Here is a 24685-nt window from a genome sequence, read left to right on the forward strand (position 1 = left end):
GGGGAGCAGGAGCGAATCCATTCGCGGGCGGCCTTTCCGAGGGGCTTCCATGGACCGGCTGGCGGTCCGTCGCGAACGAACTCGCTCCTACAACGCGGTGAGGCGGGGGGGCCGCCTGAAATGCGTCGCGGGCCAGCAGGCCCGCGAGGTCGGAGTGGAGGGTGGAGCAGGGCGGATCAGGCGTCGTCGCCGTCGTCCTCGTCGCCGCCATCCACCTTCATGCCCAGTTCCTTGATCTTGCGGGTGAGGGTGTTGCGGCCCCAGCCCAGCAGCACGGCGGCGTCGCGGCGACGGCCCGCGGTGTGCTTGAGCGCGGTCTCGATCATGATCCGCTCGAAGGACGGCACGGCGCTGTCCAGCAGGCTGGACTGGCCGCGGGCGAGCGCCTGGTCGGCCCACTGGCGCAGGGCCTGCTCCCAGTTGGTGACCGGCGCCGCGTCCTGGGGCTGGGTCAGCAGTTCCGGCGGCAGGTCGTCCACGTGGACTTCGCGACCCGAGGCCATCACGGTGATCCAGCGGCAGGTGTTCTCCAGCTGGCGCACGTTGCCCGGCCAGGGCAGGTTCTTCAGGTATTCCTCGGTCTCCGGCTTGAGCAGCTTGGGCTCCACGGCCAACTCCTGGGCCGCACGGGCGAGGAAGTGGCGGGCCAGCGCCGGGATGTCCTCGCGGCGGTCGGACATGCGCGGGATATGGATGCGGATGACGTTGAGGCGGTGGAACAGGTCTTCGCGGAACTTGCCGGCCTGCACCAGGTTTTCCAGGTTCTGGTGGGTGGCGGCGATGATGCGCACGTCCACCTTCACCGGGGTATGGCCGCCCACGCGGTAGAACTCGCCATCGGCCAGCACCCGCAGCAGGCGGGTCTGGGTGTCGGCGGGCATGTCGCCGATCTCGTCGAGGAACAGGGTGCCGCCGTCGGCCTGCTCGAAGCGGCCGCGACGCTGGTTGGCCGCGCCGGTGAAGGCGCCCTTCTCGTGGCCGAACAGCTCGGATTCCATCAGGTCCTTGGGGATCGCCGCCATGTTCAGGGCGATGAAGGGCGAGGCGGCGCGCGGGCTGTGGCGATGCAGCGCATGGGCCACCAGCTCCTTGCCGGTACCGGATTCACCGTTGATCAGCACGGTGATGTTGGAGTGGCTGAGGCGGCCGATGGCGCGGAACACCTCCTGCATCGCCGGCGCCTCGCCGATGATCTCGGGGGTGCGCGGCTGGTTGGCCGGGGCTTCCAGGCTCTGCTGCTCCTGGGCGTGCTGGTTGGCGCGCTTGACCAGGGAGACCGCCTCGTCGACGTCGAAGGGCTTGGGCAGGTATTCGAAGGCGCCGCCCTGGTAGGACGCCACGGCGCTGTCCAGGTCCGAGTGGGCGGTCATGATGATCACCGGCAGGCGCGGGTGCAGTTCGCGGATGCGCGCCAGCAGGTCCAGGCCGCTGGCGCCGGGCATGCGGATGTCGGAGATGATCACGTCCGGCTGCTGGCGGGTCAGGCGGGTGAGCACGCTGTCGGCGCTTTCGAAACTCTGGGTGGTCATGCCTTCCTGTTGCAGGGCCTTTTCCAGGACCCAGCGGATGGAGCGGTCGTCGTCGACGATCCAGACAGTTTCACTACGAGTCATGAGGATGCGGCTCCTTGTTCCAGCGGCAGGAAGATCGAGAAGACGGTGTGGCCGGGATGGCTTTCGCACTCGATCAGCCCCTGGTGCTGGCTGATGATGTTCTGGGCGATGGCCAGCCCGAGCCCGGTACCGTCCGGGCGCCCGCTGACCATGGGGTAGAAGATGGTTTCCTGCAGTTCGGGCGGGATGCCCGGGCCGTTGTCGATGATCTCCACCTTGGTCACCAGGCGGTGCCGGGTGTGGCCGATGGTGAACTGGCGCAGGGTGCGCGAACGCAGGGTGATGCGCCCGAGGCGCAGGTCGTTGTTGGCGGAGATGGCCTGCATGGCGTTGCGCACGATATTGAGCACGGCCTGGATCATCTGTTCACGGTCGATGAGCACGTCCGGGATGCTCGGGTCATAGTCGCGCACCAGGGTGATGCCGCCCTGGCTCTCCGCTTCCACCAGGCTGCAGACACGCTCCAGCACTTCGTGGACGTTGGTCATCGCCAGCGATGGCAGCTTGTTGGAGCCGAGCATGCGGTCCACCAGGTTACGCAGGCGATCGGCCTCCTCGATGATGACGTTGGTGTAGTCCTTCAGGTGCTCTTCCGGCAGCTCGCGGGAAAGCAGCTGGGCGGCGCCACGGATACCGCCCAGGGGGTTCTTGATCTCATGGGCGAGGCCGCGCACCAGCAACTTGGTGGTTTCCTGCTTGGACAGCTGGGCCTCTTCCTTGGTGATACGCAACAGCCGGTCGCGCGGGTGCACTTCCAGCAGCAGCAGGGTAGCGCCCTTGTTGAGGATGGGCGTCACCGCGTAGTCCACCGTCAGGGTCTGCCCGGCGAGGGAGGTGAGCATGGCCTCGCGCTTGGTGAAGGGGTGCGCCTGTTCCACCGCCTGGCGCAGCGAGGTCAGGGCCTCGGGCGACTCGGTGAACAGCTCGCTGATGAACTGGCCGTGGCTGCGTTGGCCGCTGACGGCCAGGAGCATCTCGGCCGCGGGGTTCATGTACTCGAGCCGCAGGTCGGCGTTGAGCAGGATCACCGCAGTGGTCAGGTTGTCGAGCAGCAGTCGGTGCAGGGCGTCGTTGATGGTCATAGGTCGGGCATCTCGGCGATGGGCAGGAAAATGCAAGAAGCAAACCAAGCCCTGAAAAGACGCGCTGGAACAGGCCGCCAGCCGCTTGCGGCTGCTCTTCAGCGCAGTGCGGCCGCATGTGGGCGAACCAAAATGGGGAGAGTATAGAAATCGGTGCAGCCTGGCGCACCATTGCGGTGCGCCGCGCAATCAGAAGAACGGGAGGATGCCGATGATGCCCTTGTCCGGCTCCTTGGGCTTGTCCTTGAGCGGGCATTCGGGGCGGACACCGTAATCGGCCTTCTGGCAGGGGCGCGCCTGGCGCTTCTGCGCCAGGGTGATGCGCATGATGTGCACCGGCTGGTTCGGTGTGCGCTCCACCACCCGCTGCTTGTCGTCGATGATCTCCACCGCCAGCTGGTGCGTGCCGCGATCCAGGTTGGTCAGTGGGAACACCGGGCTGCGGCCGGGTTCACCCTGGGCCTTGCCGTCCAGCACCAGGCGGTAGTTGTGGCCGTCGCGCAGGCCGGGCTCGCTCATGGCGGTGACGATGAGGTTGCCCTCCATGTCGCGCACCGTGGCGTCCGGCTCGGGCACCAGGATGCGCAGCACCTGGTAGCCCAGCTCGCGGGGGATGGCGGCGGGCGGCAATACGGCCGGGGCCGCCGGCTGGGCGGTCATGCCGTTGGAGGGCGCCAGTTCGATGCGCTCGGCGTTGCCGGGCTTGGGCCGGTCGGTGAAGACGCGGTTACCTTCCTCGTCGATGTAGGTGTAGACCTGGGCCATCGCCGGCAGGCAGGCGAACAGCAGGCAGAACAGGATCGTGCGCATGGGTCAGGTGGCTGGCTTCGGAGTGGGTTTCGGAGGGGGTGGCGGGCGCAGCGCCGGGCTGCTGGTGTTGACCCGTTGTACGGTGAAGGTGACGGTTTCACTCTGTTGCACGACCTGGTCGCCTGCGAGCACCTGGACCGCGAGGCTGTGCTCGCCGCGATCGGCGTTGATCACCTGCAGGCGCGGCACGTTGACCTTCTGGCCCTCGGGCTTGCCGTCCAGCAGCAGTTGCAGCCGGTGGCCGGTGCGCAGGCGCGGAACCAGGTGCACGCCGACGGAGAAGGTGCCGTTGTTGGCGCGCAGGGCTTCGTCGCTGGGCACGTCGGTCAGGCGCAGTTCCTGGTACGCCGCTTCGGCTGCCTGGTCCTTCGCGGCGGCGGCCGGGGCGGAGGGCTTCTGCGCTTCCACGGTGTTGGGGGTGGGCAGGCTGACCTCTTCGGTCCTGGTGCCATCCGGCGGCTGGTTGGTGAAGACGGTATTGCCGTTGGCGTCGGTGTACTTGTAGATCTGCGCCGTGGCGGGGAGCGTCAGCGACAGCAGCAGGCAGGCGAGCAGGAGGCGCATGGGCCGGTCTCCTCTGGATGATGCCGCTAAGCCTTGCACCCGCGCGCCAAGCTGGCAAGTTCGGCCTGATGCGGCTGTGCGGCGCAGCCGGAAAATCGTGGTCCGCCCGGTGATGCGCTGCGCTGGCGGCGTGGCCGATGCCGAGCGCCGAGGGGCCATTCCCGGGACAAAAAAAGAGGCCTCCCGAAGGAGGCCTCTTCAGTCCGTGCCGCTCGCGCGGCACGCTGCCTGTGCAGGCTGCCGGATCAGACGCTGTAGTACAGGTCGTATTCCAGCGGGTGCACGAAGGTGCGCACCTTGATTTCTTCTTCGCTCTTCAGCTCGATGTAGGCATCGATGAAGTCGTCGCTGAACACGCCGCCCTTGGTCAGGAACGCACGGCCCTTGTCCAGTTCTTCCAGCGCCTCTTTCAGGCTGCCGCAAACCTGCGGGATCTCTTTCGCCTCTTCCGGCGGCAGGTCGTACAGGTTCTTGTCGGCGGCATCGCCGGGGTGGATCTTGTTCTGGATGCCGTCCAGGCCGGCCATCAGCAGGGCGGCGAAGGCCAGGTAGGGGTTGGCAGCCGGGTCCGGGAAGCGCGCTTCGATGCGGCGTGCTTTCGGGCTGGACACGTACGGGATACGGATCGAGGCGGAACGGTTGCGGGCGGAGTAGGCCAGCATGACCGGGGCTTCGAAACCGGGAACCAGGCGCTTGTACGAGTTGGTCGACGGGTTGGTGAAGCCGTTCAGGGCCTTGCCGTGCTTGATGATGCCGCCGATGAAGTACAGGGCGGTGTCGGACAGGCCGGCATAGCCTTCACCTGCGAAGGTGTTCTTGCCGTCTTTGGCGATCGACAGGTGCACGTGCATGCCCGAGCCGTTGTCGCCATACAGCGGCTTCGGCATGAAGGTGGCGGTCTTGCCATAGGCATCGGCCACGTTGTGCACGCAGTACTTCAGGGTCTGGACTTCGTCAGCCTTGGCGACCAGGGTGTTGAACTTCACGCCGATTTCGTTCTGGCCGGCAGTCGCCACTTCGTGGTGGTGAACTTCGATGACCAGGCCCATCTCTTCCATGGCGTTGCACATGGCGGTACGGATTTCGTGGTCGTGGTCGCACGGCGGAACCGGGAAGTAACCGCCCTTGACGGCCGGGCGGTGGCCCTTGTTGCCGCCTTCGACGTCCTGGTCGGTCATCCAGGAGCCTTGCTCGGAGTAGATCTTGAACATGGAGCCGGAGATGTCGGACTTGAACTTCACTTCGTCGAAGATGAAGAACTCGGGTTCCGGGCCGACGAAGACGGTGTCACCGATACCGGTGGTCTTCAGGTACTCCTCGGCGCGCTTGGCGATGGAGCGCGGGTCGCGGTCGTAGCCCTGCATGGTGCTCGGCTCGATGATGTCGCAGACCAGGATCAGGGTCGGCTCTTCGGTGAACGGATCGAGCACGGCGGTGCTGTCGACCGGCAGCAGGATCATGTCGGAGGCTTCGATGCCTTTCCAGCCGTGGATGGACGAGCCGTCGAACATCTTGCCGACTTCGAAGAACTCGTCGTCGAGTGCGTCGCGTGCCGGCATGGTCACGTGGTGCTGCTTGCCTTTGGTATCGGTGAAGCGCAGGTCTACCCACTTCACGTCATGGTCTTTGATCAGTTGAAGCGACTTCGACATGGTGTCCTCCAGGTGAATGGGGAGCTGGAAAAGTTTGAGCCCCCGATAAAAGGTGAAGCCGGGGCGGCATAGTCCGCCAGGGCAACCTGCCTCACAAGGGAGCAAATTGCGTGCCAGTGCCCTGGAATGGGCAAGAGCCCTAGAACACAGGCAGGCCGGGGGCTGAAGAATGATTGTGTACAGTTTTGCGCACCAATTCCGTGCTCCGCACGTCGTGATTGCACCTGTTTGGTGCGTGATCAGGGGGTGTGATTGATTTTGGTCAAAGCTTGAACAATTTCCGCTATAATCCGCGCCCCTCTTTTTCCGTTGTCCCAGCAAGCGCTGTTTTCATGAAACTCATCATCAAGGTCTTCCCCGAAATCACCATCAAGAGCCGGCCGGTGCGCAAGCATTTCATCCGCCAGCTCGCGAAGAACATTCGCGTGGTGCTGCGTGATCTCGACCCGGAAGTCGAAGTGAGCGGCATCTGGGACAACCTGGAGCTGGTCACGACGCAAACCGATCCGAAGCTCCTCGCCGAGATGATCGAGCGCCTCACCTGCACCCCGGGCATCACCCACTTCCTCGAGGTCAACGAGTACCCGCTCGGCGACTTCGACGACGTGCTGGAAAAGTGCAAGCTGCACTACGCCGACCAGATCCCCGGGAAGATCTTCTCCGTGCGCTGCAAGCGCGCCGGCAAGCACACCTTCACCTCGATGGAGCTGGAGAGCCACGTGGGCAGCCGCCTGCGTCGCGAATGCAACGCCGCCGGCATTTCGCTGAAGAACCCGGAAGTGGAAGTGCGCATCGAGGTGCGCGACCAGCGCCTGTTCGTCATCCATCACCAGCACGACGGCCTCGGCGGCTACCCGCTGGGTTCGCTGGAGCAGACCCTGGTGCTCATGTCCGGCGGTTTCGATTCCACCGTCGCCGCCTACCAGATGATGCGTCGTGGCCTGATGGCGCACTTCTGCTTCTTCAACCTCGGTGGCCGCGCCCACGAGCTGGGCGTGATGGAAGTGGCCCACTACCTGTGGGAGAAGTTCGGCCGCTCCCAGCGCGTGCTGTTCATCAGCGTGCCGTTCGAGGAAGTGGTGGCCGAGATCCTCGGCAAGGTCGACAACAGCCAGATGGGCGTGATCCTCAAGCGCATGATGCTGCGGGTCTCCACGCGCATGGCCGAGCAGTTGCGCATCGAGGCGCTGGTCACGGGCGAGGCCATCTCCCAGGTGTCCAGCCAGACCCTGCCGAACCTCTCGGTGATCGACTCGGCCACCGACATGCTGGTGCTGCGCCCGCTGATCGCCAGCCACAAGCAGGACATCATCGACACCGCCACCCGCATCGGCACCGCCGAGTTCGCCAAGCACATGCCCGAGTACTGCGGCGTGATCTCGGTGAATCCGACCACCCGCGCCAAGCAGAGCCGCATCGAATACGAAGAGGCGCAGTTCGACATGGCCGTGCTGGAGCGTGCCATCGAGCGTGCCCGCCTGATCCCCATCGACCGCGTGATCGAGGAACTGGGCCAGGACCTGAAGGTGGAAGAGGTCGGCGAGGCGCTGCCGGGCCAGATCGTCATCGACATCCGCCATCCGGATGCCCAGGAAGATGAACCGCTGGAGCTGCCCGGCATCGAAGTCCAGGCCCTGCCGTTCTACGCCATCAACAGCCGCTTCAAGGAACTGGACGAAAACCGCCAGTACCTCCTGTATTGCGATAAAGGCGTCATGAGCCGCCTGCATGCTCACCATCTGCTCAGCGAGGGGCATGCCAATGTGCGCGTTTATCGCCCGGCCTAAACAGCCCGGGCTGTATGGCGGCAGCATCCGCCACCGCCCCCCCGACCAGTGGGTGGGCTGAATCGAACGTTTTTCATACAGGCCGCCTAGACTCAGCGGCGAACCGAATCCTCTGATCGAGATACACAAGTGATCGAAAAACTACGCAACATCGCCATCATCGCCCACGTCGACCACGGCAAGACCACCCTCGTCGACAAGCTGCTGAAGCTCTCCGGCACCCTCGACCGCAAAGAAGCGGAATCCGAGCGCGTGATGGACTCCAACGACCAGGAGAAAGAGCGCGGCATCACCATCCTGGCGAAGAACACCGCCATCAAGTGGAACGGCTACAACATCAACATCGTCGACACCCCCGGCCACGCCGACTTCGGCGGTGAGGTCGAGCGCGTGATGTCGATGGTCGACTCCGTGCTGCTGGTGGTCGACGCCCAGGACGGCCCCATGCCGCAGACCCGCTTCGTGACCCAGAAGGCCTTCAAGGCCGGCCTGCGTCCGATCGTCGTGGTCAACAAGATCGACCGTCCGGGCGCGCGCCCTGACTGGGTCATCGACCAGATCTTCGACCTGTTCGACAACCTCGGCGCCACCGACGAGCAGCTCGACTTCCCGATCGTCTACGCCAGCGCCCTGAACGGCATCGCCGGTCTCGACCACGAGAAGATGGACGACAACATGGACGCGCTGTTCCAGGCGATCATCGACCACGTCCCGGTTCCGGACGTCGACGTCGATGGCCCGTTCCAGATGCAGATCTCCCAGCTGGACTACAACAGCTTCCTCGGCGTGATCGGCATCGGCCGCATCGCCCGCGGCAAGATCAAGTCCAACACCCCGGTGGTCGCCATCAGCGACGACGGCACCAAGCGCAACGGCCGCATCCTGAAGATCATGGGTCACTCCGGCCTGCAGCGCGTCGAAGTCGCCGAAGCCGAAGCCGGCGACATCGTCTGCGTCAGCGGCATGGAAGAGCTGTTCATCTCCGACACCCTGTGCGACCCGCAGAACGTCGAAGCCCGTCCGCCCCTGACCGTCGACCAGCCCACCGTGAGCATGACCTTCCAGGTCAACGACTCGCCCTTCGCCGGCAAGGAAGGCAAGTTCGTCACCAGCCGCAACATCAAGGACCGCCTGGAGAAGGAACTGCTGCACAACGTCGCCCTGCGCGTCGAAGCGGGCGAGTCCGCCGAGAAGTTCAAGGTCTCCGGCCGCGGTGAACTGCACCTGTCCGTACTGATCGAAACCATGCGCCGCGAAGGCTTCGAGATGGCCGTGGGCCGTCCGGAAGTGGTGATCATCGAGAAGGACGGCGAGAAGCAGGAGCCCTACGAGAACGTCACCATCGACATCGAAGAGCAGCACCAGGGCTCGGTGATGGAGCAGATGGGCCTGCGCAAGGGCGATCTGACCAACATGATCCCCGACGGCAAGGGCCGTGTGCGCCTGGAATACACCATCCCGGCGCGTGGCCTGATCGGCTTCCGCAACAACTTCCTGACCCTGACCTCGGGCACCGGCATCCTGACCTCGACCTTCAGCCACTACGGCCCGATCAAGGCCGGCGAAGTCAGCAACCGTCAGAACGGCGTACTGGTCTCCATGGCTACCGGCACCGCCCTGACCTACTCGCTGGAAACCCTGCAGAGCCGCGGCAAGCTGTTCCTGGCCCCGGGCGACGAGATCTACGAAGGCCAGCTGGCCGGCATCAACAGCCGTGACAACGACCTGGTGATCAACCCCACCAAGGGCAAGAAGCTCGACAACATGCGCGCTTCCGGCAAGGACGAAGTCATCGCCCTGGTTCCGCCGATCAAGTTCACCCTGGAACAGGCGCTGGAATTCATCGCCGACGACGAGCTGGTGGAAGTGACGCCGAAGTCCATCCGCCTGCGCAAGAAAATGCTGAACGAGAACGACCGCAAGCGCTACGAGCGCAGCAAGGTCTGATCTCCGATCAGTAACTGAAAAGCCCCCGCCGGAGCGATCCGGCGGGGGCTTTTCATTGAGAGGCCTGCCGCCCCTGGCAGTCCGCTGTTCATCAGGAGAGAACCATGAAAGTGACTTCCCTGGCTTGCCTGGCAGGGCTGGCCTTGCTGATCCTCGGCTGCGCATCACCGCGCGCCCTCGACACCCGCCATCTCACACGCTTCGACGAGTACCACGCCAACCTCGAGATCGCGGGCCAGCGCTACACGCTGGATGCCTACATCGTGATGTTCCAGAAGCCCTTCTATATAACCGTGCAGCGGGATGACCGCCGCCCCATGTCGATCGATGAGGCAGCGCGCGCAGCGGAGGAGTACATCAAGCCTCGGGGATGCACGGAACCGCTCGTCCGTCGTGCCGATCTGGACCGCAGCAACGCTGACAAGACCCAGTGGATGGTCGGTATCGAGTGCTGATCCGCAAGGAGCGCATGAGCCTGGTCAGGGTCGTCACCGAGGCCGACACCGACGGGGATGAAGAGGTACCCGGAGGCGGGGTTCGGCTCACCACCGTGCGATGAGGCTGGCGCCCAATAGGGGCGGCTTTCTCGATCCACTCGGAAGGCGCTGCAGTGACTGCGACGGTCGGGCCAGCAGTCGGATCATTGATTGCGTCCTGCCGCCCGTGGCACCGGCAAACCCCGCCATGCCCTGCCCATCAGGCAGGGGCACGGACTCAGAAGGCGCGCACCACCTGGGCCCAGACGCGCGGCGTGCGTTCCACGTCGCTCTCGGCTTCGGCGTTGCCCAGCTTCCAGGCCGCCACGGCGTTGACCTGCCAGCCATGGGCCGCCCACAGGGCACCGAAACCGGCACCGGAGAGGCTGCGGTGGTTGTCGTCCGAGGTCCAGGCGTCCTTGTTCAGGCGCACTTCGCCGTGGTCGACGAAGGTGGACAGCTGCCAGGCCTCGGTGAGGGCGTAGCGCAGCTCGACGTTGGCCAGCCAGCCCTGATCGCCCGAGGCCTCACCCTGGGGATAGGCGCGAACGCCGTAGGCGCCGCCCAGGTAGAGCTTCTCGGAGCTGTCCAGGTTGCCGTCGGCCCACTGGCCCTGGAGCTGGGTGTAGAGGCTGAAGCGATCGCTCAGGCGCTGCAGGCGCACCAGGCTGGGGTTGAGCTTGTGGAAGCGGCCACGGGTGCCGGCGGTGGCGTCGTCGGTGCGCTGGGCCTGGGCGCCGTCGAGGGTCAGGCTGCCCTGGCTCCAGCCGAGGGCGAAGCTGTTGATCCCGCCGCCGAGCAGGTCGTCACGGCTGTTGCCGTTGAGGGTGAGGGTCACGACGCGGGCGTGCTTGTCGCTCTTCTCGTCGAACAGGTCGATGTCGTCCTTCAGGCGCTTGTCGTCGAACTGCAGCTGGGTGAACAGGCTGAAGTCCCGCGAGCGCACCAGGGGCTGGATGGCGTAGACGCTGGCGATGCGCGCGTTGCCGTGGGCGCGCAGGTCCTCGAAGTCCTTGCCCAGCTCGTAGTCCATGTCCGAGTAGGCGACGCCGAACTGGGTGGCCCAGGGGCCGAGCGGCAACTGGTAGGCCACGCGGCCGTAGTGCTGGTCCTGGTCGCTGCCCATGGCCCGCAGGCTGAGGCGGTCGCCGAGGTTGAGCGGGTTGTTCAGGTTCAGGGTGCCGCCCAGGCGGTACTGACCGACGAAGCGGTTGCCGTAGTTGTCCATGTCCACCGAGCCGGTGACCAGCGGGGACTTCTGCAACCCCACCAGCAGGTCGGTGGTGCCGGTGCTGGCACCAGGGCGCAGGGTGGACTTCACCTCCACGCCGGGGGTGTCCTGCAGCAGCAGCAGGCTGCGCTCCAGGGGTTGGCCCTGCACGGCATCACCGGCTTTCAGTGCGGCCAGCGGCGCCAGGGCGCTGCCGCCCAGGCCCACCGGGTTGTCCACCTTGATCTCGCCGTAGCGCCCTTCCAGCACGGCGATCTTCACCACCCCGCCGTCGATCTCCTGGGCCGGCAGGTAGGCACGCGCCAGGGGGTAGCCCTGCTCGCGGTAACGCCGGGTGATGCGGTTGGCGGCCGCCTGCAATTGACCAACGCTGAGTTCCTTGCCGGGCAGGTCGGCCAGCAGGCCCAGCAGCTCTTCGCTGCCCAGCGCGCTGTTGCCTTCCAGGGTGAAACCATTGACCTGCAGGCGCGGACCGGCCTCGGCCGACGGGTCGGCGGGCGTGTCCGGGAGGTTGATCGGCAGGGACTGCCGGGGACTCAGTTGCAGGGGCTGCTGGTCGAGGCCTTGCTGCACCTGGCCGGCATCCGGAGCAGTGGCGGCGGAGACGGACAGGCTGAGCAGCGAGGCGGCAAGGCCGGCCAGCACGGGAGTCGAACGCATCTTCAGATTCCTTCGGGAAGACGAATGCCGTTGTTGACGAGGTTGAGCTGCGCGCCGAACTCGGCCGGTGCGAAGAGTGCCGGGGTGACCACCACCAGCGGCCGCTCGGTTTCGCTGCCAGGCTGTTTGCCGGTCATCTGCGCCACCTGCACGCGCGGATCGCTGACGGTGCTGGAAGGCAGCGTCCCGGTGACGGTGAGCATGCCGTCAACGTAGGTGATGTCGTAGTTGCCCAGCCCACTGCCCTGGGCGTTGCTGGCAACGATGGCGTAGTTGCCGGCCGCAGCCCCTGCCCCGGCACCGCTGCTGGCCAGGCTGACACCGCTGACCTGGTCCCCCGCCACCAGCCCGGCGGTGGTGAAGCCACTGAGGTTCGCCACCTGGCCGGCGCTCTTGCTGGCGTCGCTGGCGGTGATGGTCAGCGCGGCCTTGTCGATGGTCAGGGTGCCGGCGAGCATCTCGATGTCATAGCCGAACTGGCTGGAATAGAGCCCGCTCGCGCGCAGGTTGGCGCCAGTGTAGGTGCCGGCATTGGCGCTGTTGGCGGTGTAGAAGGCGCTGCCGGAAACCAGGGCTGGGTCGTAGCCGATGGGGAACACCAAGGCTCCCGTGCTGCTGGTGGCGGTGCCGTCGTAGGTCTTGCTGGCGCTGCCGACGTTGACGCTGAGGGCGGTCATGAAGCTGCGCAGCAGCGGTGCGCTGTGGCCCTCGTACATGCGCCAGGTGGCACCCGTGCCGCCGGCGTCGTCGATGCTCCAGCCGGCCGCCACGAAGGGCGCCAGGGTGGTGAGCTGGGTGCTGGTCAACCCCGATACGCCCGAGGCATTGCCGGCCCCGACGCCCTGTGCCAGGCCGCTGGTGGTGGTGTTCCAGAAACTGCCGGTGGCGGTGCCGGCATTGCTGCCCACCAGGCCGCCGACCGCGCCGACGCTGGAGCTGGCCGTGCCCGTGGAATAGACACGCAGCAGGCTGCCGTCGTTGAACCCGACCAGGCCGCCCGCCGTGGCGCTGCCCTGGGCGCTGCCGGTGGCGTAGCTGTCGCGGAGGATGCCGGTGCTGGTGTTGCTGCCCGCCAGGCCGCCGCCATTGAGACCGCCGCTGGCACTGCCTGTGGCCAGGGACTCGCTGAGGGTGCCGGCGTTGGTGCCGACCAGGGCGCCGACGTTGCCCGTACCGGTGGCGCCGGTGTCGCTGCTGACCCGCTCGATCACACCGGCCGATGCGTTGTAGCCCACCAGGGCGCCGGTGTAAGTGCCGCCGGCCACGCTGCCGCCCACCAGGTTGAGGTTGCCGACATAACCGGCGTTGTAGCCGAACAGGCCGCTGTAGGTGCTGCCGGGGCGGTTGATGGCCAGGCCGCTGATGCGCTGCCCCTGCCCGTCGAACCGGCCGGTGAAGGGGTTGGCCAGGCTGCCGATGGAGAGGAAGCCGGTGCCGCTGTTCCACAGCGCACTGCTGGAGGCGTCGACGTCGTTCGCCAGGACGAAGCGGCTGCCCGCCAGGCTGTTGGAGGCCAGCCCCTGGAGCCCATAGACATCGGCGATGCGGTACGGGGTGGCGGCGCTGCCGTCCCCGGCCAGGGCCCGTATGAAGGTGGCGCTGGGGCTGAGGCGGAAGTCGGTTGCGTTGAAGCTCGGCAGGCTGGCCGCCACCTGGTTCCAGGTGCCGCCGGTGAGATTCAGCAGGCCGAGGTTGACGCCTCCGTTGCTGGTCGCGGTGCCGGCAGCAGACAGGGTCAGGCTGCCGTTGGCGGCGTCGATGCCATCACCCAGGAGGATGTTTCCGCTGTTGCTGGTGCTGAGGGTCAGCCCGGCGTTGTCGCCCCAGGTCAGACGGTCGGCCACGCCGAGGTTGCCAGCCGCCGACAGCTGGCGGGTACCGCTGATGCCGAAGGCACCGCCGCTGTCGAGGCTGAGCAGCCCGCCGGAGCCGAGGTCGGTGTCCAGGCTGTAGCTGGCAGGAGTGGCGCTCAGGTAGAGGCCATAGCCGGTATCGGTGAGACCGCCGAAGTCGGAGAGCGCGAGGAAGCCCAGGTCGCTGTCGGCGTAGCTGCCCCGAGCGGCCAGGTAGCGGCTGCGGGTTGCCGTGAGGCTGCCCTGCCCGGTCATCAGGCGCATGGCCGAGGCATAGATGTCCAGGCCCTGGATACCGAGGTAGCCGACACGATCACTGAACGCGGCGCCCTGGCTGGAACCACCCTCCAGGTAGGTGAGCGTGCCATTGCTGTCGAAGCGGCTGGCTTCGCCCAGGACGTAGTAGTAGCCGTTCGCCCCGGTGGAGGCGTTGCCGATCAGTTGTCCACCCGACACGGCACTGACGGTGGCACCGGCCAATGCCGTGCTGCCGGCGTCGCTGAACACCCGGCCGCTCACGGCGTTGGGTGTGGTGCTGTAGCGCCATTGCAGATACGGATAGAGGTTGGTGCCGATGCCCCAGATCGAGGAGGAGAAACCGGCCGGCAGGCTGCCCTGCAACTGGGCGGTGGTGCGTCCGGTGATTCCAGCCGCCACCCCACCGGCGCTGCCCAGCGTCTGGCCGCTGGTCTGGATGTCCCAGTAGGCGTTGGTGATGGCACTGCTGCCACCGTTGTTGTAGCCGGCGAAGCCGCCCATCTGGCTGCCGCCGGCGACGTAGCCGGTGGAGTAGCTGTTGCCGATGGTGCCGTTGACGAAGTTGACCCCGACAAAGCCGCCGATGTTGCTGGCGGAGCCCTGGCCTATCACCGCGCCGGTGGCGTAGGAGTCGGTGATGCTGCCTTCGTTATGGCCGACGAAACCGCCGATGGGGCCCGCCGCCGCCCTCACCGTGCCAGTGGCGTAGGACTGGCTGATGGAACCGCCATCGCCGCTGTAGCCGTTGGCTCCGACCAGCCCACCGACATAGCCGAGGCCGTTGTTCGGGTTGGTGCCGGTCACATTGCCGGTGGCATGGGCGCGCGTGATGCTGCCGCCGTTGAAATTGAAGCCGACCAGGCCGCCGACCTGGTAGCCGGCGCCGGTGACGTTGCCACTGGCGGAGGCATCGGCGATGGCGCCGCCGTCGTTGGTGCCCACCAGCCCACCGGTATTGGCCTCGCCAGTGCTGGTGCCGCTGACGGTGGTGCTGGCTGATGCGCTACCAAGGGTCCCGCCCGTCATGTAGCCGACCAGCGCACCGACACCGTCGTTGCCGGTGACACTGCCGCCCACCAGCTTGACGTTGGCCAGGGTCGCGCCGGAGGTGTAGCCGAACAGGCCCACGTAGTTGGTGCTCGCCCGGTTGATGGCCAGGCCGCTGAGGCCGAAGCCCTGTCCATTGAAGCTACCGGTGAAGCTGCCGGTGTCGCTGCCCAGGGGCTTGAAGCCCGATGCACCCCAGACATCGGCGTAGTAACCGTTGCCGCCGGCAGCAAGCACGGCGCCCAGGTCGAGGGAGGTGCCGAGCCGGTAGTTGCCGGCCAGGTTCATGCCGATCAGTTGCAAGGCATGGGGGGTGTACACCGCGGTGGAGTACTCGCTGCGCAGCATCGGCCGGGTATCACCCTCGAACATCACCCAGGTATTGGCGAAGTCGAAGCCGTTGTAGGTGGACTGGGTGCGGGCATTGGCCGAAGTGATGGCGGTGCCCCCGCTGGCGCTGCTGGCCTGCCCGGTGCTGTTCACGTCCCAGTAGCTGTTGGCGAAGGTGATGGTGGACAGGAAGGTGCCGCCGATCAGGCCGCCCGTGGCGGTGTAGCCCTGGACCCGGCCGCTGGCGTAGGTGTTGGTCAGGGTCGCCGAGTCGAAGACATTGCCCACCAGCCCGCCGGCGAAGGCGCTGCTGTTGCTGAGGGTGCCGGTCACCGACCCCGTGGAATAGGCATCGGCCAGGGTGCCGTTCTGCACGGTGCCGGCCAGGCCGCCCACGTTGCTCAGGCCCGTCACGCTGGCGGTCGAGGACGCCCCCTGCAGCGTGCCATTGGTGACCTGGCCGACCAGGCCGCCGACGTTGGAGCCGTTGCCCAGCACCGAGCCGGTGACGTGGATGCCCGACAGCGTGCCGCTGAGGGACCCACTGATGGCGCCGACGGTGATGTTGCCGGTGATGGCGGCATTGGACAGGGTCAGGTCGCGCACCTGCCCGCTGACGGCCTGGAACAGGCCCACGTTGTTCTCGGAACCACGGGCGATGGTCAGGCCATCCACGGCGTGACCGAGGCCGGTGAAGGTGCCGCTGAAGCCTTGCAGCGGCGCGAAGCCCTGGCCGCCGTTCCAGGTGCGCGTGGCGCTGGCGTCAAGGTCGGTGGCGAGGGCGTAGTTGCCACTGGCGCCGACACCCTGCAAACCGGCGAGGTCATGGATCAGGGTGTAGCTGGTGCCCCCCAGGCTGAGGCTGGCGTTGCTGCCCGACAGGGTGACGCGGGCGCCGCTGCCCAGCCGGTAGCCGTTGCCGTAGACCAGCGAGAGCCCCGCGTTGGTGCCGGTGGCGGTGATGTCCTTGTTGATGATGACGCTGCCGGCGGCGTTCAGCGTCAGGGTGGTGTCGGCGCTCCAGCTGATGGGCGCATCGACGGTGATGTTGCCGGCCTGGCTGCCACCGACTCCGGTGGTCACCGTCACCCCGGTGCTGGCCAGGGCGTTGGTCAGGGTGTTGACGTTGAGCACGCTGTCGTTGGCGTTGCCGTTGAAGCCACCCATGCCGGTGCTGCCGGCATTGGAAATGGTCACGTTGTAGGGGTCGATCAGCCATTCGCCGGTCTTGCCCTTGCCGGGCTTGGCCAGGGTGGTGACCTTCACGTCATCGGCCACCTGCACGTGGGCACCGCTGGTCTCGATGAAGCCACCATTGCCGCCGTTCGGGGCACTGGCATCGAGGGTGCCGGCCACCTTGACCACGCCGCCGTCGAAGTCGCCCATGAGCATGATCTTGCCGTTCTTCTCGCCCAGGGTGTGGGCCTCGATCACGCCGGTGTTGTTGACCACGGTCTTGAGCAGCGCATCGCCGGCATCGGCGGTGAGCAGCACCTTGCCGCCGTCGGCGCGGATCAGCTTGTGGTTCTCCACCAGCGCATCCGCTGCGGCGCCGTCCACCTGGACGTTGAGCAGGCCGTCGCCGGCAAAGTCCAGGGTCACGGCATTGCCGGCCGCCAGGGCCACGCTGCCCTGCTGGGCGACGATCACCCCCTGGTTGCTGACGGTGCCCCCCAGCAGCGCCACGGCGCCGCCATCGGCTGCGGTGAGGGTGCCCTGGTTGACCACGGCCGCCGGCGTGCCGTCGCCCTTGAAGCGGTATTTGCCGCGTTCGAAATCCTGCGGGTCGATGTCGAGGGTCGAGGCCACCAGGCCGCCGACCTGGACCTGGGCACCGCTGCCGAACAGCACGCCATTGGGGTTGACCAGGAAGACCCGCCCGTTGGCATCCAGCTGGCCCATGATCTTCGAGCCGTCGCTGCCCACCACGCGGTTGAGGGCGATGGAATCGCTGCCGGGCTGGTTGAAGGTCACCCGCTTGCCGGCGCCGATGTCGAAGCTCTGCCAGTTGATCGCCAGCTTGCTGCTGGACTGGTCGATGACCATCTGCTGGGCGTTGGGCTGGCTGATGGCGCCACTGCCGGAAACCACCTGGCCGCCGGTCGGCAGGTCGGCCGCCAGGCCCGCCACCGGGGCCAGCAGCGCACACGCCAGGACCGCGCCGGAGCCCGCCTTGCGTCTCCGGGCCTGCTCATCGGCGACACACCAGGCGCGCAGACGGGGATTCCAGACCAGCGAGAAGGCTCGATTCATGACAGCAGTCCTTTGACGGCAAGAAGGGCTCGAGAAAGCCGCCGCTGTATATCACGGCGACTTTTACCTAGGAATTGGCTGTCAGGAATTTTTTACAGCCTTGTTTTTGGCGTCAGCTGATTGACTCGAATGCTCGTATCTCGTCCGCCATCACCCGGTTGCGCCCGGCCTGCTTGGCCTGGTAGAGCAGCTCGTCCGCGCGCTTGAGCACGTCCTGCACGCTGCGCCCGCCTCGGGGCGACCAGTGCACCACACCAAGGGAAACGGTGATCTGCCCCACCGGGTCGATCGGGGTGGCCTCCTGCCGGGCGCGGAAGCGTTCGGCCACCTCTGCTGCCGTGCGCAGGGACGCCTCGGGCAGCAGCAGGATGAACTCCTCGCCGCCGACACGGCACGGCAGGTCCCGCTCCCGGCAGCTCTGGCGCAGCAGGTCGGCGAACTGGCGCAACACATCGTCACCCGTGTCGTGGCCGAAGGTGTCGTTGACCCGCTTGAAGTGGTCGATGTCCAGGCTGATCACGGAGAACGGCGTGCCCAGCCGTTGCCAGGCCTGCAAGCGCTCCTCCATGGCGCGGCGGTTGGCCAGCCCGGTGAGCGGATCGCTCTTGGCCTGCTGGTCCAGTTGGCCGAGCTTGGCCCGGGTGACCTCCAGCCCGGCCAGCAGCGCCTGCTTGATCATCCAGGCCTCGGCATACCAGGCTTTCACCCGCAGGGCCTTCTCCGCCCGCTCGGGCTGCGCGGCGCTCTCGGCCAGTTGCCGCAGCGGGCGGCTGATGCGCGCGGAAATCCACAGGATCAGCCCGATGCCCAGCAGGCTCATGGGCAGCAGGCCGGCGAGCAGGCGCTTCATCAACTCCTCCAGCGCCGCCTGGGCTGCAGCCAGGGGCTGCTGCGCCACCACGCCCCAGCCACTCAGCGGCACGCTGGCGTAGCCGGCCAGCATCTCCACGCCCCGTGTGTTGACCGCCTGCATGGCGCCGCTCTCGCCCTTGAGCACCGCGTCGACGATGGGGTTGGCGCCCAGGCGCTCGCCAACGCGGCTGGCGTCAGGGTGGAACAGCACCTTGCGGTCCGGGTCCACCAGGTAGACGTTGGACGCGTCATGGTGGAAGTGCTGGCTGACCAGCGAATCCAGGGCATTGGGCTTGCCCAGGTAGATGGTGCCGCCGATCAGCCCCCGGTACTGGCCATCGGGGCCCCAGATGGGGTGGGAGACGAAGACGATGAGATTGCCCGCCAGGGAGCGGAACGCCGGGCTGACCATCGCCCGGCGCTGCTGCAGGGCCTCGCGCGAGCGCAGGGCCTGGCCGTTGATGCCCAGGCTGTCGGGCTTGGAGGCCACCACGGTGCCCTCGGCATCGGCCACCAGCACGGTGTTGAAGCTGTGGTCCTGCATCAGCAGGCGCTCCGCTTCCAGCGCCATCTGTTTCCTGTCCCCCGGCACGTTGCCCAGCAGGTTGGCGCTGAAGCGCAGGCGCTCCAGGTCACCGGCCAGGTTCTCGTTGATGCTGGCGGCGAGCTTGGCAGCATAGGCGCGGTTGGCCTCCAGGGCGTTCTGCACCAGCGCCTGGCGCTGGATGCCATAGGTCACCAGCAGGTTGTTGGCCAGCGTCGCCAGGGTTGCGGCGAGCGCGAACAGCAGGATGAGGTTGCGCAGGTTGAGCTTGGGGGGCGGCCCGAACGGCATGGGTCATGTCCCGATGGGTCTAGCGCTCAAGGCGACTGCGATCCTTGCAGCGGGTCCTACGGGCGACGCATCGTCGTGGTGAGCGAACGGGCTCTGGCCAGGGCCGTCACAGGCCCGTAGAAAAACCCGGGAAAACGTGTGGATTTTACCCTTCGTGCAAGGTGAAACCAAGGCCGAAACGGCGAGATGCCATCATGTGTGCGCTCCGGGATCGGGCGATACCGCTGTGCCCGGGGCTGCGCTGGCAGGCCGGAGATGGGGCGCACCGAACCGAGCCGGGCTCGGTGGGTGCGGAGACTTTCAATGCTCCCACCGCCCCGGCGCATAGGAAAACATCGGCAGCGACCAGCCGAAGCGGATCGCCGAGAGGCGCAGCAGCAGGCCGACGCTGAAGGAGGCGAGCAGGTTGAGGTCGTCGTCGACGCCTTGCTGGCGCAAGCCGAGGTAGAGCAGGGCGACCAGCAGGGAGACGCTGGCGTAGAGCTCCTGGCGCAGCACCTGCGGGGTGCGGTTGCAGAGGATGTCGCGGAGGATGCCGCCGAAGATGCCGGTGATGATCCCGGCCATGGCCACCACCGGCAGCGCATAGTCCAGGCCCAGCGCGACGTTGCAGCCGATCACCGTGAAGGCGATCAGGCCCATGGCGTCGAGTACCAGGAACAGCTGGCGCAGGTGGTGCATGAAGCGTGACAGGAGCATGGCCACGAGGCCGGCGCCGATGGTGAGGAAGATGTATTCGGGGTGCTGGGTCCAGCTCACCGGGTAGTGGCCCAGGAGGATGTCGCGGACGGTGCCGCCGCCGAGGGCGGTGAGGAAGGCGATGAGGCTGACGCCGAACAGGTCCATGTTGCGCCGGCCGGCGGCGAGGGCGCCGGACATGGCTTCGGCGACGATGGCGATCAGGTAGACGTAGGTGAGCACACAGAACTCCTGCGTTGTGCTGCCCCTCCCCCTGTCCTGTGTACCTGAGAGTTTGCGCGGCGCTGGCCGCTTGCCCCTTCGGTGGGCCGCTCGCCGGCGGCCGCTCTCCAGTTGGCGATCATGGAACCCGCAGTGACTTCTGCCTGAGCGATTATGGGAGTTTGCGCCTTCGGCGGAGGCGCATGGCGCCTCGCTCTCCTGCGGGGGCGCGGATTATAGGGGCGCTGGCGATCTTGTGCGAGCGGTCAGTTTTCGTGCCTGCACCGATCAGGTGCGGAAGGCGCCCAGGCCGCTCTTCAGGGCACGCGCCGTCTCGCCCAGTTCGGCGGCGGAGTGGTTGATTGCGTCGACGTCCTGGCGGGTGTGCTCGAAGGCGCCGCGCATGTCGCCCAGGCGGCCGGACATGTCGGCCACCGCATGCTGGATGTTCTCGCTGCTGGTCAGCGCCTGCTCGACGTTGGCGTTCACCTCGTCCATCTGCCGGACCAGCGCATCGAGGGCGTCCAGCGCCTCGTCGGCATTGCCTGCCAGGGCGCGCGAACGTTCGGCGGTGCTGCCCATGCGCTGGGCGATCTGGCGGATGGCGCTGGTCACCTGGTCGATCACCTGGTGGGCATCGCTCAGCACGCTCTTGGTCTGGCCGGCGAGCTTGCGCACCTCATCCGCCACGACGGCGAAGCCACGGCCGGCTTCACCGGCGCGCGCGGCCTCGATGGCGGCGTTGAGCGCCAGCAGGTTGGTCTGCTCGGAGATGCCGGCGATCATCTGCAGCACCTTGCCGATCTGCTCGGCCTCGCGGCTGAGGCCGTCGAGGTCGGTGGCCAGCTCGATGTTGGAAGAGGTGCTGCCGTGTACGTCGGCGATCAGCTGCTGCAGCTCCTGGTGGGCGCGGCTGAGCTCGGCACTGGTGCGTTCGAGGTTGCTGCGCACCGCGCCGGCGAGGCTGTGGGATTGCCCCGCGGCCTGCTGGATCGACTGGCCGTGCTGGTCGACGTCGGCCAGCTGGTGCGCGGCCTGCTGGATCTGCTGGGTGATGTCGTCGGCGCGGTGGAGGAAGGTTTCTGCCAGTTTCTGGTTGCTGTCGGCCATGCCGAGGGCGCCGGAGAGCGTTTGCCGCAGATCCTGCAGCAGGCCGGACAGGCGCGTGCCCATCTGCCCGAGTTCATCGTTGCTGGTGACGGCGAGGGCGTGCGAGAGGTCGCGTTCCTGGGCGATGCGGTTGAGCTGCCCGGTGAGCTGGCGGATGGCCTGGACCAGCATGCGCGTGGCCAGCCAGGACAGCAGCAGGCCGATGCCCAGGGTCACCGCGCCGATCAGCAGCAGGCTGCGCAGGCTGTCGGCGATGGCCTCATCGAGGCTGCTCAGGGTCACGTCCACGCCGACCACATAGGGTTGGCCCGCGGTGGTGCGCATGGGCAGGAAGATCGAGCGGAAGGTCCCGTAGCTGTCGGTGTACTCGTCGAACTGCGCCTGGTTGCTGCGGGCCGCCCGGGTCACCGCCGGGCTGGCGTCGGTGTATTCCTCCAGGTGCTTGGCATAGCTGTCGCTGGCGATTTCGCCGCTGCTGGCGCCGTCGGAGAGGTAGAACACCCGGCCGCCGCTGTCGACCATCAGGGTGTAGGCGAACTTCAGGTCCACCTCGCCGGCGTACTCGCCGAGGTTGCGCACCTGCTCCAGGTACTCGCCCTCGCGCAGGCCGTCGGCCGTCCGCGCCCGCTCCAGGTAGTCGTTGCCCAGCAGGCGCGGCACCGCATGGGCCGCCGCGCGCAGGCGGTTGTCCATCTGCTCGCGGATGTCCAGGGACTTCACGTACTGCGCATAGCTGATGAAGGTGGCGATGCTGATCAGGTTGACCAGGGTGAAAGCCAGCAGGATCTTCGTCTGCAGGCTGACGGAGCGCAGCGAGGGCATCGGTTCAGTTCCATCCGAGTGGAGAGTCCAGCCGCTCTTGCAGCGGCTTACTTTTGTTTCGGAATACTCTGACAGAACTTGAGTGGCAATTGGCCAGTTGGGCCCGGGTGTTTTTTTGAAAGAGGAACCGCGCCGGGGCCGTCGTGCAGGCGTCTTGCCCCGTTCCGCTGTTCGACGCCCGTCTTCATGACCCCCTGCGGCGGGCGCCGGCAGGGGGCTTGGCAGGGGCCTTGGCCCGTTCTACAGCGAGGTCTTGCAGGTCACGCCCACGGTCTTGAACGCGTTGACCACATCCGCCGTCGGCAGGCTGCGGTTCTGCGCCGACTTGATCACGCCGCAGGCACCCTGGTCGAAGGTGCTGGTCTCGGTCCAGTAGAAGCGGTTGGCGTCGACGAACACTTCGAAGGCCTTGCGGGTGTTCCAGCCGGTCGACCTGGCCAGCAGGTAGAAGGCGCGGTTGTACACCCCGCTGGAGTGGTGCACGTCGATGCCGTCGTAGTAGTCGCTGGCGTGGTCGATGGAGCTGCCGTCACGGCTGGGCTGGTCCATGTAGCGCAGCGAGCCGTTGCCCTTGAAGATCTCGGCACCCACCTTCCAGTCGTTCTGCCCCTTCATGTAGTACTCGGCGGCTTCGCCGGCCATGTCCGAGAAGGCCTCGTTCATGCCGCCGGACTGCCCGTCGTAGACCAGCCCCGAGTTCAGCTCGGTGAAGCCGTGGCTGACTTCGTGGGCCGAGACGTCGAGCGACACCAGCGGGTAGAAGCGGCTCTTGCCGTCGCCGAAGGTCATGGCCTGGCCGTCCCAGAAGGCGTTCTCGTAGCCGTTGCCGTAGTGCACCTTCATGTACAGCTTCTTCTCGTTGAGCGGGCGCAGCCCGCCGAACCAGTTGCCGTACATCTGGAACACCACGTTGCCGAAGTAGTGGGCATCGTTGAGCGGCGAGTAGGCCCCGTTGGTGAGCTTGTACTCGTTGTACGGGCAGGCGAAGCGGAAGGGTTTGACGCTGGTGTTGCTGGTGCTGTTGTTGAGGTTCACGGTGATCACGTCGCCGCTGTTCATTTCGCAGCGGGAGTTGACGATCAGCGGGCCGTACTGGGTGCCGTAGAGGTACTTGCCGGTCTTGGCGTTGCCGCCCGGGCCGGTGGCTTCGGCGTGGTTGAGGCCTTCCCAGCGTTGCAGGACCTCGCCGGTGTTGGCTTCGATCATGAAGTGCGGGCGGGACGGCTGCTCGCCGCCCACGAAGAACGACACCACGTAGGCGAGTTGCGCCTGCTTCTGCTCGTTCAGCCGCACCACCAGTTCGCTCTGCTCGTTGCTCAGCGGCTGGCTGCTCTGCACCAGCGCCTTGGCCTGCTGCAGGGCCTGCTCCTTGGTGAGGGTGGGGGTGGCGTCACGCACCAGGTCCTGCTCGATGCCCACGAGCATCCGGCCACTGCGCTTGGTGCTGCCGTTGCGGGTTTCGGTGATGGCTTCGCCCCAGACCCGCACACCCTTGTAGTACTGCTGGTAGCGGGTGACCTGGGTGCCGTTCGGCAGCTTCGCGCTGGTGCCCTTGTCGAGTTCCTCGGCGTCCAGGCCCAGGTCGGAGTGGATATCACTGCCACCGGCTACTCCCGCCCGGGCCGGCAGTTTGGCGACGTCTACCAGCTCGGCCGCGAGTCCTATCGCGGGAGAGGCAAGAGTGGCCAGGATCAACGACTTTCCTACGAACTTCCTTTGCATTGTGTAGCTCCTTGGTGATGGTCGGAGGGTATCTCCGTGGTGCTCCAGTGGCCTTGTGGGCGCTCTAGGAGCGAGGTGACGCCGGTGTCCGGCGGATGGCCGGTTGGGGTGGCGACAAGGAGGTAGGTATAGACGGAAGGAAAGAGATATCAACGAATTTTGCAGAAATAATCGCGATATTTTCTGCAAATTTCGGCAATAAGGTGGTTATTTGTCGTGAATTGACAGGGTGTCAATTTCCAGCCGTTGCGCTTGCCGCAGCGGCCGGGAGCAGGGCGGGAAGGCCTGCAGCCCAGTCACCACGGGGCTTTGGGGTGGCAAAGCGCAACGGCTGGGAAGTCCGGGGAAATAGAAGCGAAACGGCGCCGATCGTCGGCTTCCAGGGGTTATTTGCCGTGGCATGCGCCGGGTGCGGCTCGTCGCCGCCGATGAGCGGTCAGTCCGGGGCGTTGCGGCGATCGTGGCGGTACAGCCATGCCAGGGGCGGCAGCAGCGCGAGCAGGGCGAAGCCGTCGACCCACAGGTGCGTCCAGATACCCCGTTGCGCGGAGAGCAGCATGTCCTGCGGGGCCCACAGCAGGATGCCGAGGATCATCCAGCCCCAGGCCGAGGCGTTGCGCCGGCGGTCGCCGAGGCGCACCAGGGCGAACATGAACACCGCGTAGCTCTGCATGGTCGCGCCAAACAAGGCCTGCCACCACAGTTGCTGCGCGCGCGCACCTTCCGGTACCGCGCCGGCCCAGAAGGCTCGCTCCACGCTCTGCTGGTAGAGCTCGAACAGCGGCAGGTGATTGGCCCAGGTCAGGGCGATGCCGGCACAGAGATGGCCGAAGGCGGCGGCGTACAGCCAGCAGACGAGCAGTTGGCGAAGGCGGGGGGTC

General features: G+C 66.6%; 15 protein-coding genes and 1 riboswitch. Of the genes, 3 read left to right on the forward strand and 12 right to left on the reverse strand.

Features of this window, described 5'->3' with window-relative positions; genetic code table 11:
* Positions 1–176: 176 nt before the first annotated feature.
* The 5 genes from ntrC to glnA form a co-directional block, all read right to left on the reverse strand.
* Complete coding sequence (gene ntrC / locus DMX10_RS28515) at positions 177–1613, reverse strand: nitrogen regulation protein NR(I) (protein ID WP_111264261.1); 1437 nt, start codon at positions 1611–1613, stop codon at positions 177–179.
* Entirely contained in the window at positions 1610–2695 is a 1086-nt protein-coding gene (gene glnL / locus DMX10_RS28520; RefSeq protein WP_111264262.1) for a nitrogen regulation protein NR(II), read from the reverse strand. The genes ntrC and glnL overlap by 4 nt, the downstream gene beginning before the upstream one ends.
* A gap of 189 nt (positions 2696–2884) precedes the next feature.
* Positions 2885–3505 carry a DUF4124 domain-containing protein gene (locus DMX10_RS28525; protein ID WP_111264263.1) on the reverse strand — a complete coding sequence of 207 codons (621 nt, stop codon included), beginning with the start codon at positions 3503–3505 and terminating at the stop codon, positions 2885–2887.
* 3 nt (positions 3506–3508) lie between these two features.
* Positions 3509–4069, reverse strand: a complete 561-nt coding sequence (locus DMX10_RS28530; protein ID WP_111264264.1) for a DUF4124 domain-containing protein — start codon at positions 4067–4069, stop codon at positions 3509–3511.
* Positions 4070–4314: 245 nt separating this feature from the next.
* Entirely contained in the window at positions 4315–5721 is a 1407-nt protein-coding gene (gene glnA / locus DMX10_RS28535) for a glutamate--ammonia ligase (protein ID WP_111264265.1), read from the reverse strand.
* Positions 5722–6053: 332 nt separating this feature from the next.
* On the opposite strand from glnA, the gene thiI reads away from it, so the two are divergent.
* The 3 genes from thiI (at position 6054) to DMX10_RS28550 (ending at position 9910) form a co-directional block, all read left to right on the forward strand.
* On the forward strand, positions 6054–7508 hold the full coding sequence (thiI, locus tag DMX10_RS28540) for a tRNA uracil 4-sulfurtransferase ThiI (protein WP_111264266.1): 1455 nt from the start codon (positions 6054–6056) through the stop codon (positions 7506–7508).
* A gap of 129 nt (positions 7509–7637) precedes the next feature.
* On the forward strand, positions 7638–9455 hold the full coding sequence (gene typA / locus DMX10_RS28545) for a translational GTPase TypA (RefSeq protein ID WP_111264267.1): 1818 nt from the start codon (positions 7638–7640) through the stop codon (positions 9453–9455).
* 104 nt (positions 9456–9559) lie between these two features.
* Complete coding sequence (locus tag DMX10_RS28550) at positions 9560–9910, forward strand: hypothetical protein (protein WP_111264268.1); 351 nt, start codon at positions 9560–9562, stop codon at positions 9908–9910.
* 259 nt (positions 9911–10169) lie between these two features.
* Here the strand turns inward: DMX10_RS28550 and DMX10_RS28555 are convergent, their stop codons facing one another.
* The 7 genes from DMX10_RS28555 to DMX10_RS28585 all read right to left on the reverse strand — a co-directional run bounded on the left by DMX10_RS28555 (position 10170) and on the right by DMX10_RS28585 (position 24666).
* Positions 10170–11822, reverse strand: coding sequence for a ShlB/FhaC/HecB family hemolysin secretion/activation protein (locus DMX10_RS28555; RefSeq protein WP_111264269.1), 1653 nt, complete (start codon positions 11820–11822; stop codon positions 10170–10172).
* Positions 11823–11824: 2 nt separating this feature from the next.
* Positions 11825–17563: a filamentous hemagglutinin N-terminal domain-containing protein gene (locus tag DMX10_RS32635; protein ID WP_146603075.1), complete on the reverse strand. Its 5739-nt coding sequence runs from the start codon at positions 17561–17563 to the stop codon at positions 11825–11827.
* A 112-nt stretch (positions 17564–17675) separates the two neighbouring features.
* Positions 17676–19250 carry a sensor domain-containing diguanylate cyclase gene (locus tag DMX10_RS28565; RefSeq protein ID WP_111264270.1) on the reverse strand — a complete coding sequence of 525 codons (1575 nt, stop codon included), beginning with the start codon at positions 19248–19250 and terminating at the stop codon, positions 17676–17678.
* Positions 19251–19550: 300 nt separating this feature from the next.
* A complete protein-coding gene (locus tag DMX10_RS28570) occupies positions 19551–20171 on the reverse strand; it encodes a trimeric intracellular cation channel family protein (RefSeq protein ID WP_111264271.1) in 621 nt (206 codons plus the stop codon).
* A gap of 120 nt (positions 20172–20291) precedes the next feature.
* A riboswitch (glycine riboswitch) is annotated at positions 20292–20382 on the reverse strand.
* A gap of 56 nt (positions 20383–20438) precedes the next feature.
* Positions 20439–22082 (reverse strand): methyl-accepting chemotaxis protein, encoded by a 1644-nt coding sequence (locus tag DMX10_RS28575; RefSeq protein WP_111264272.1) that lies wholly within the window; start codon positions 22080–22082, stop codon positions 20439–20441.
* Positions 22083–22322: 240 nt separating this feature from the next.
* Positions 22323–23804 (reverse strand): M4 family metallopeptidase, encoded by a 1482-nt coding sequence (locus tag DMX10_RS28580; protein ID WP_111264273.1) that lies wholly within the window; start codon positions 23802–23804, stop codon positions 22323–22325.
* 436 nt (positions 23805–24240) lie between these two features.
* Complete coding sequence (locus tag DMX10_RS28585; RefSeq protein ID WP_111264274.1) at positions 24241–24666, reverse strand: cell division protein; 426 nt, start codon at positions 24664–24666, stop codon at positions 24241–24243.
* Positions 24667–24685: the final 19 nt, after the last annotated feature.

Source organism: Pseudomonas sp. 57B-090624 (genome assembly GCF_003234055.1).
Taxonomy (GTDB): domain Bacteria; phylum Pseudomonadota; class Gammaproteobacteria; order Pseudomonadales; family Pseudomonadaceae; genus Metapseudomonas; species Metapseudomonas tohonis.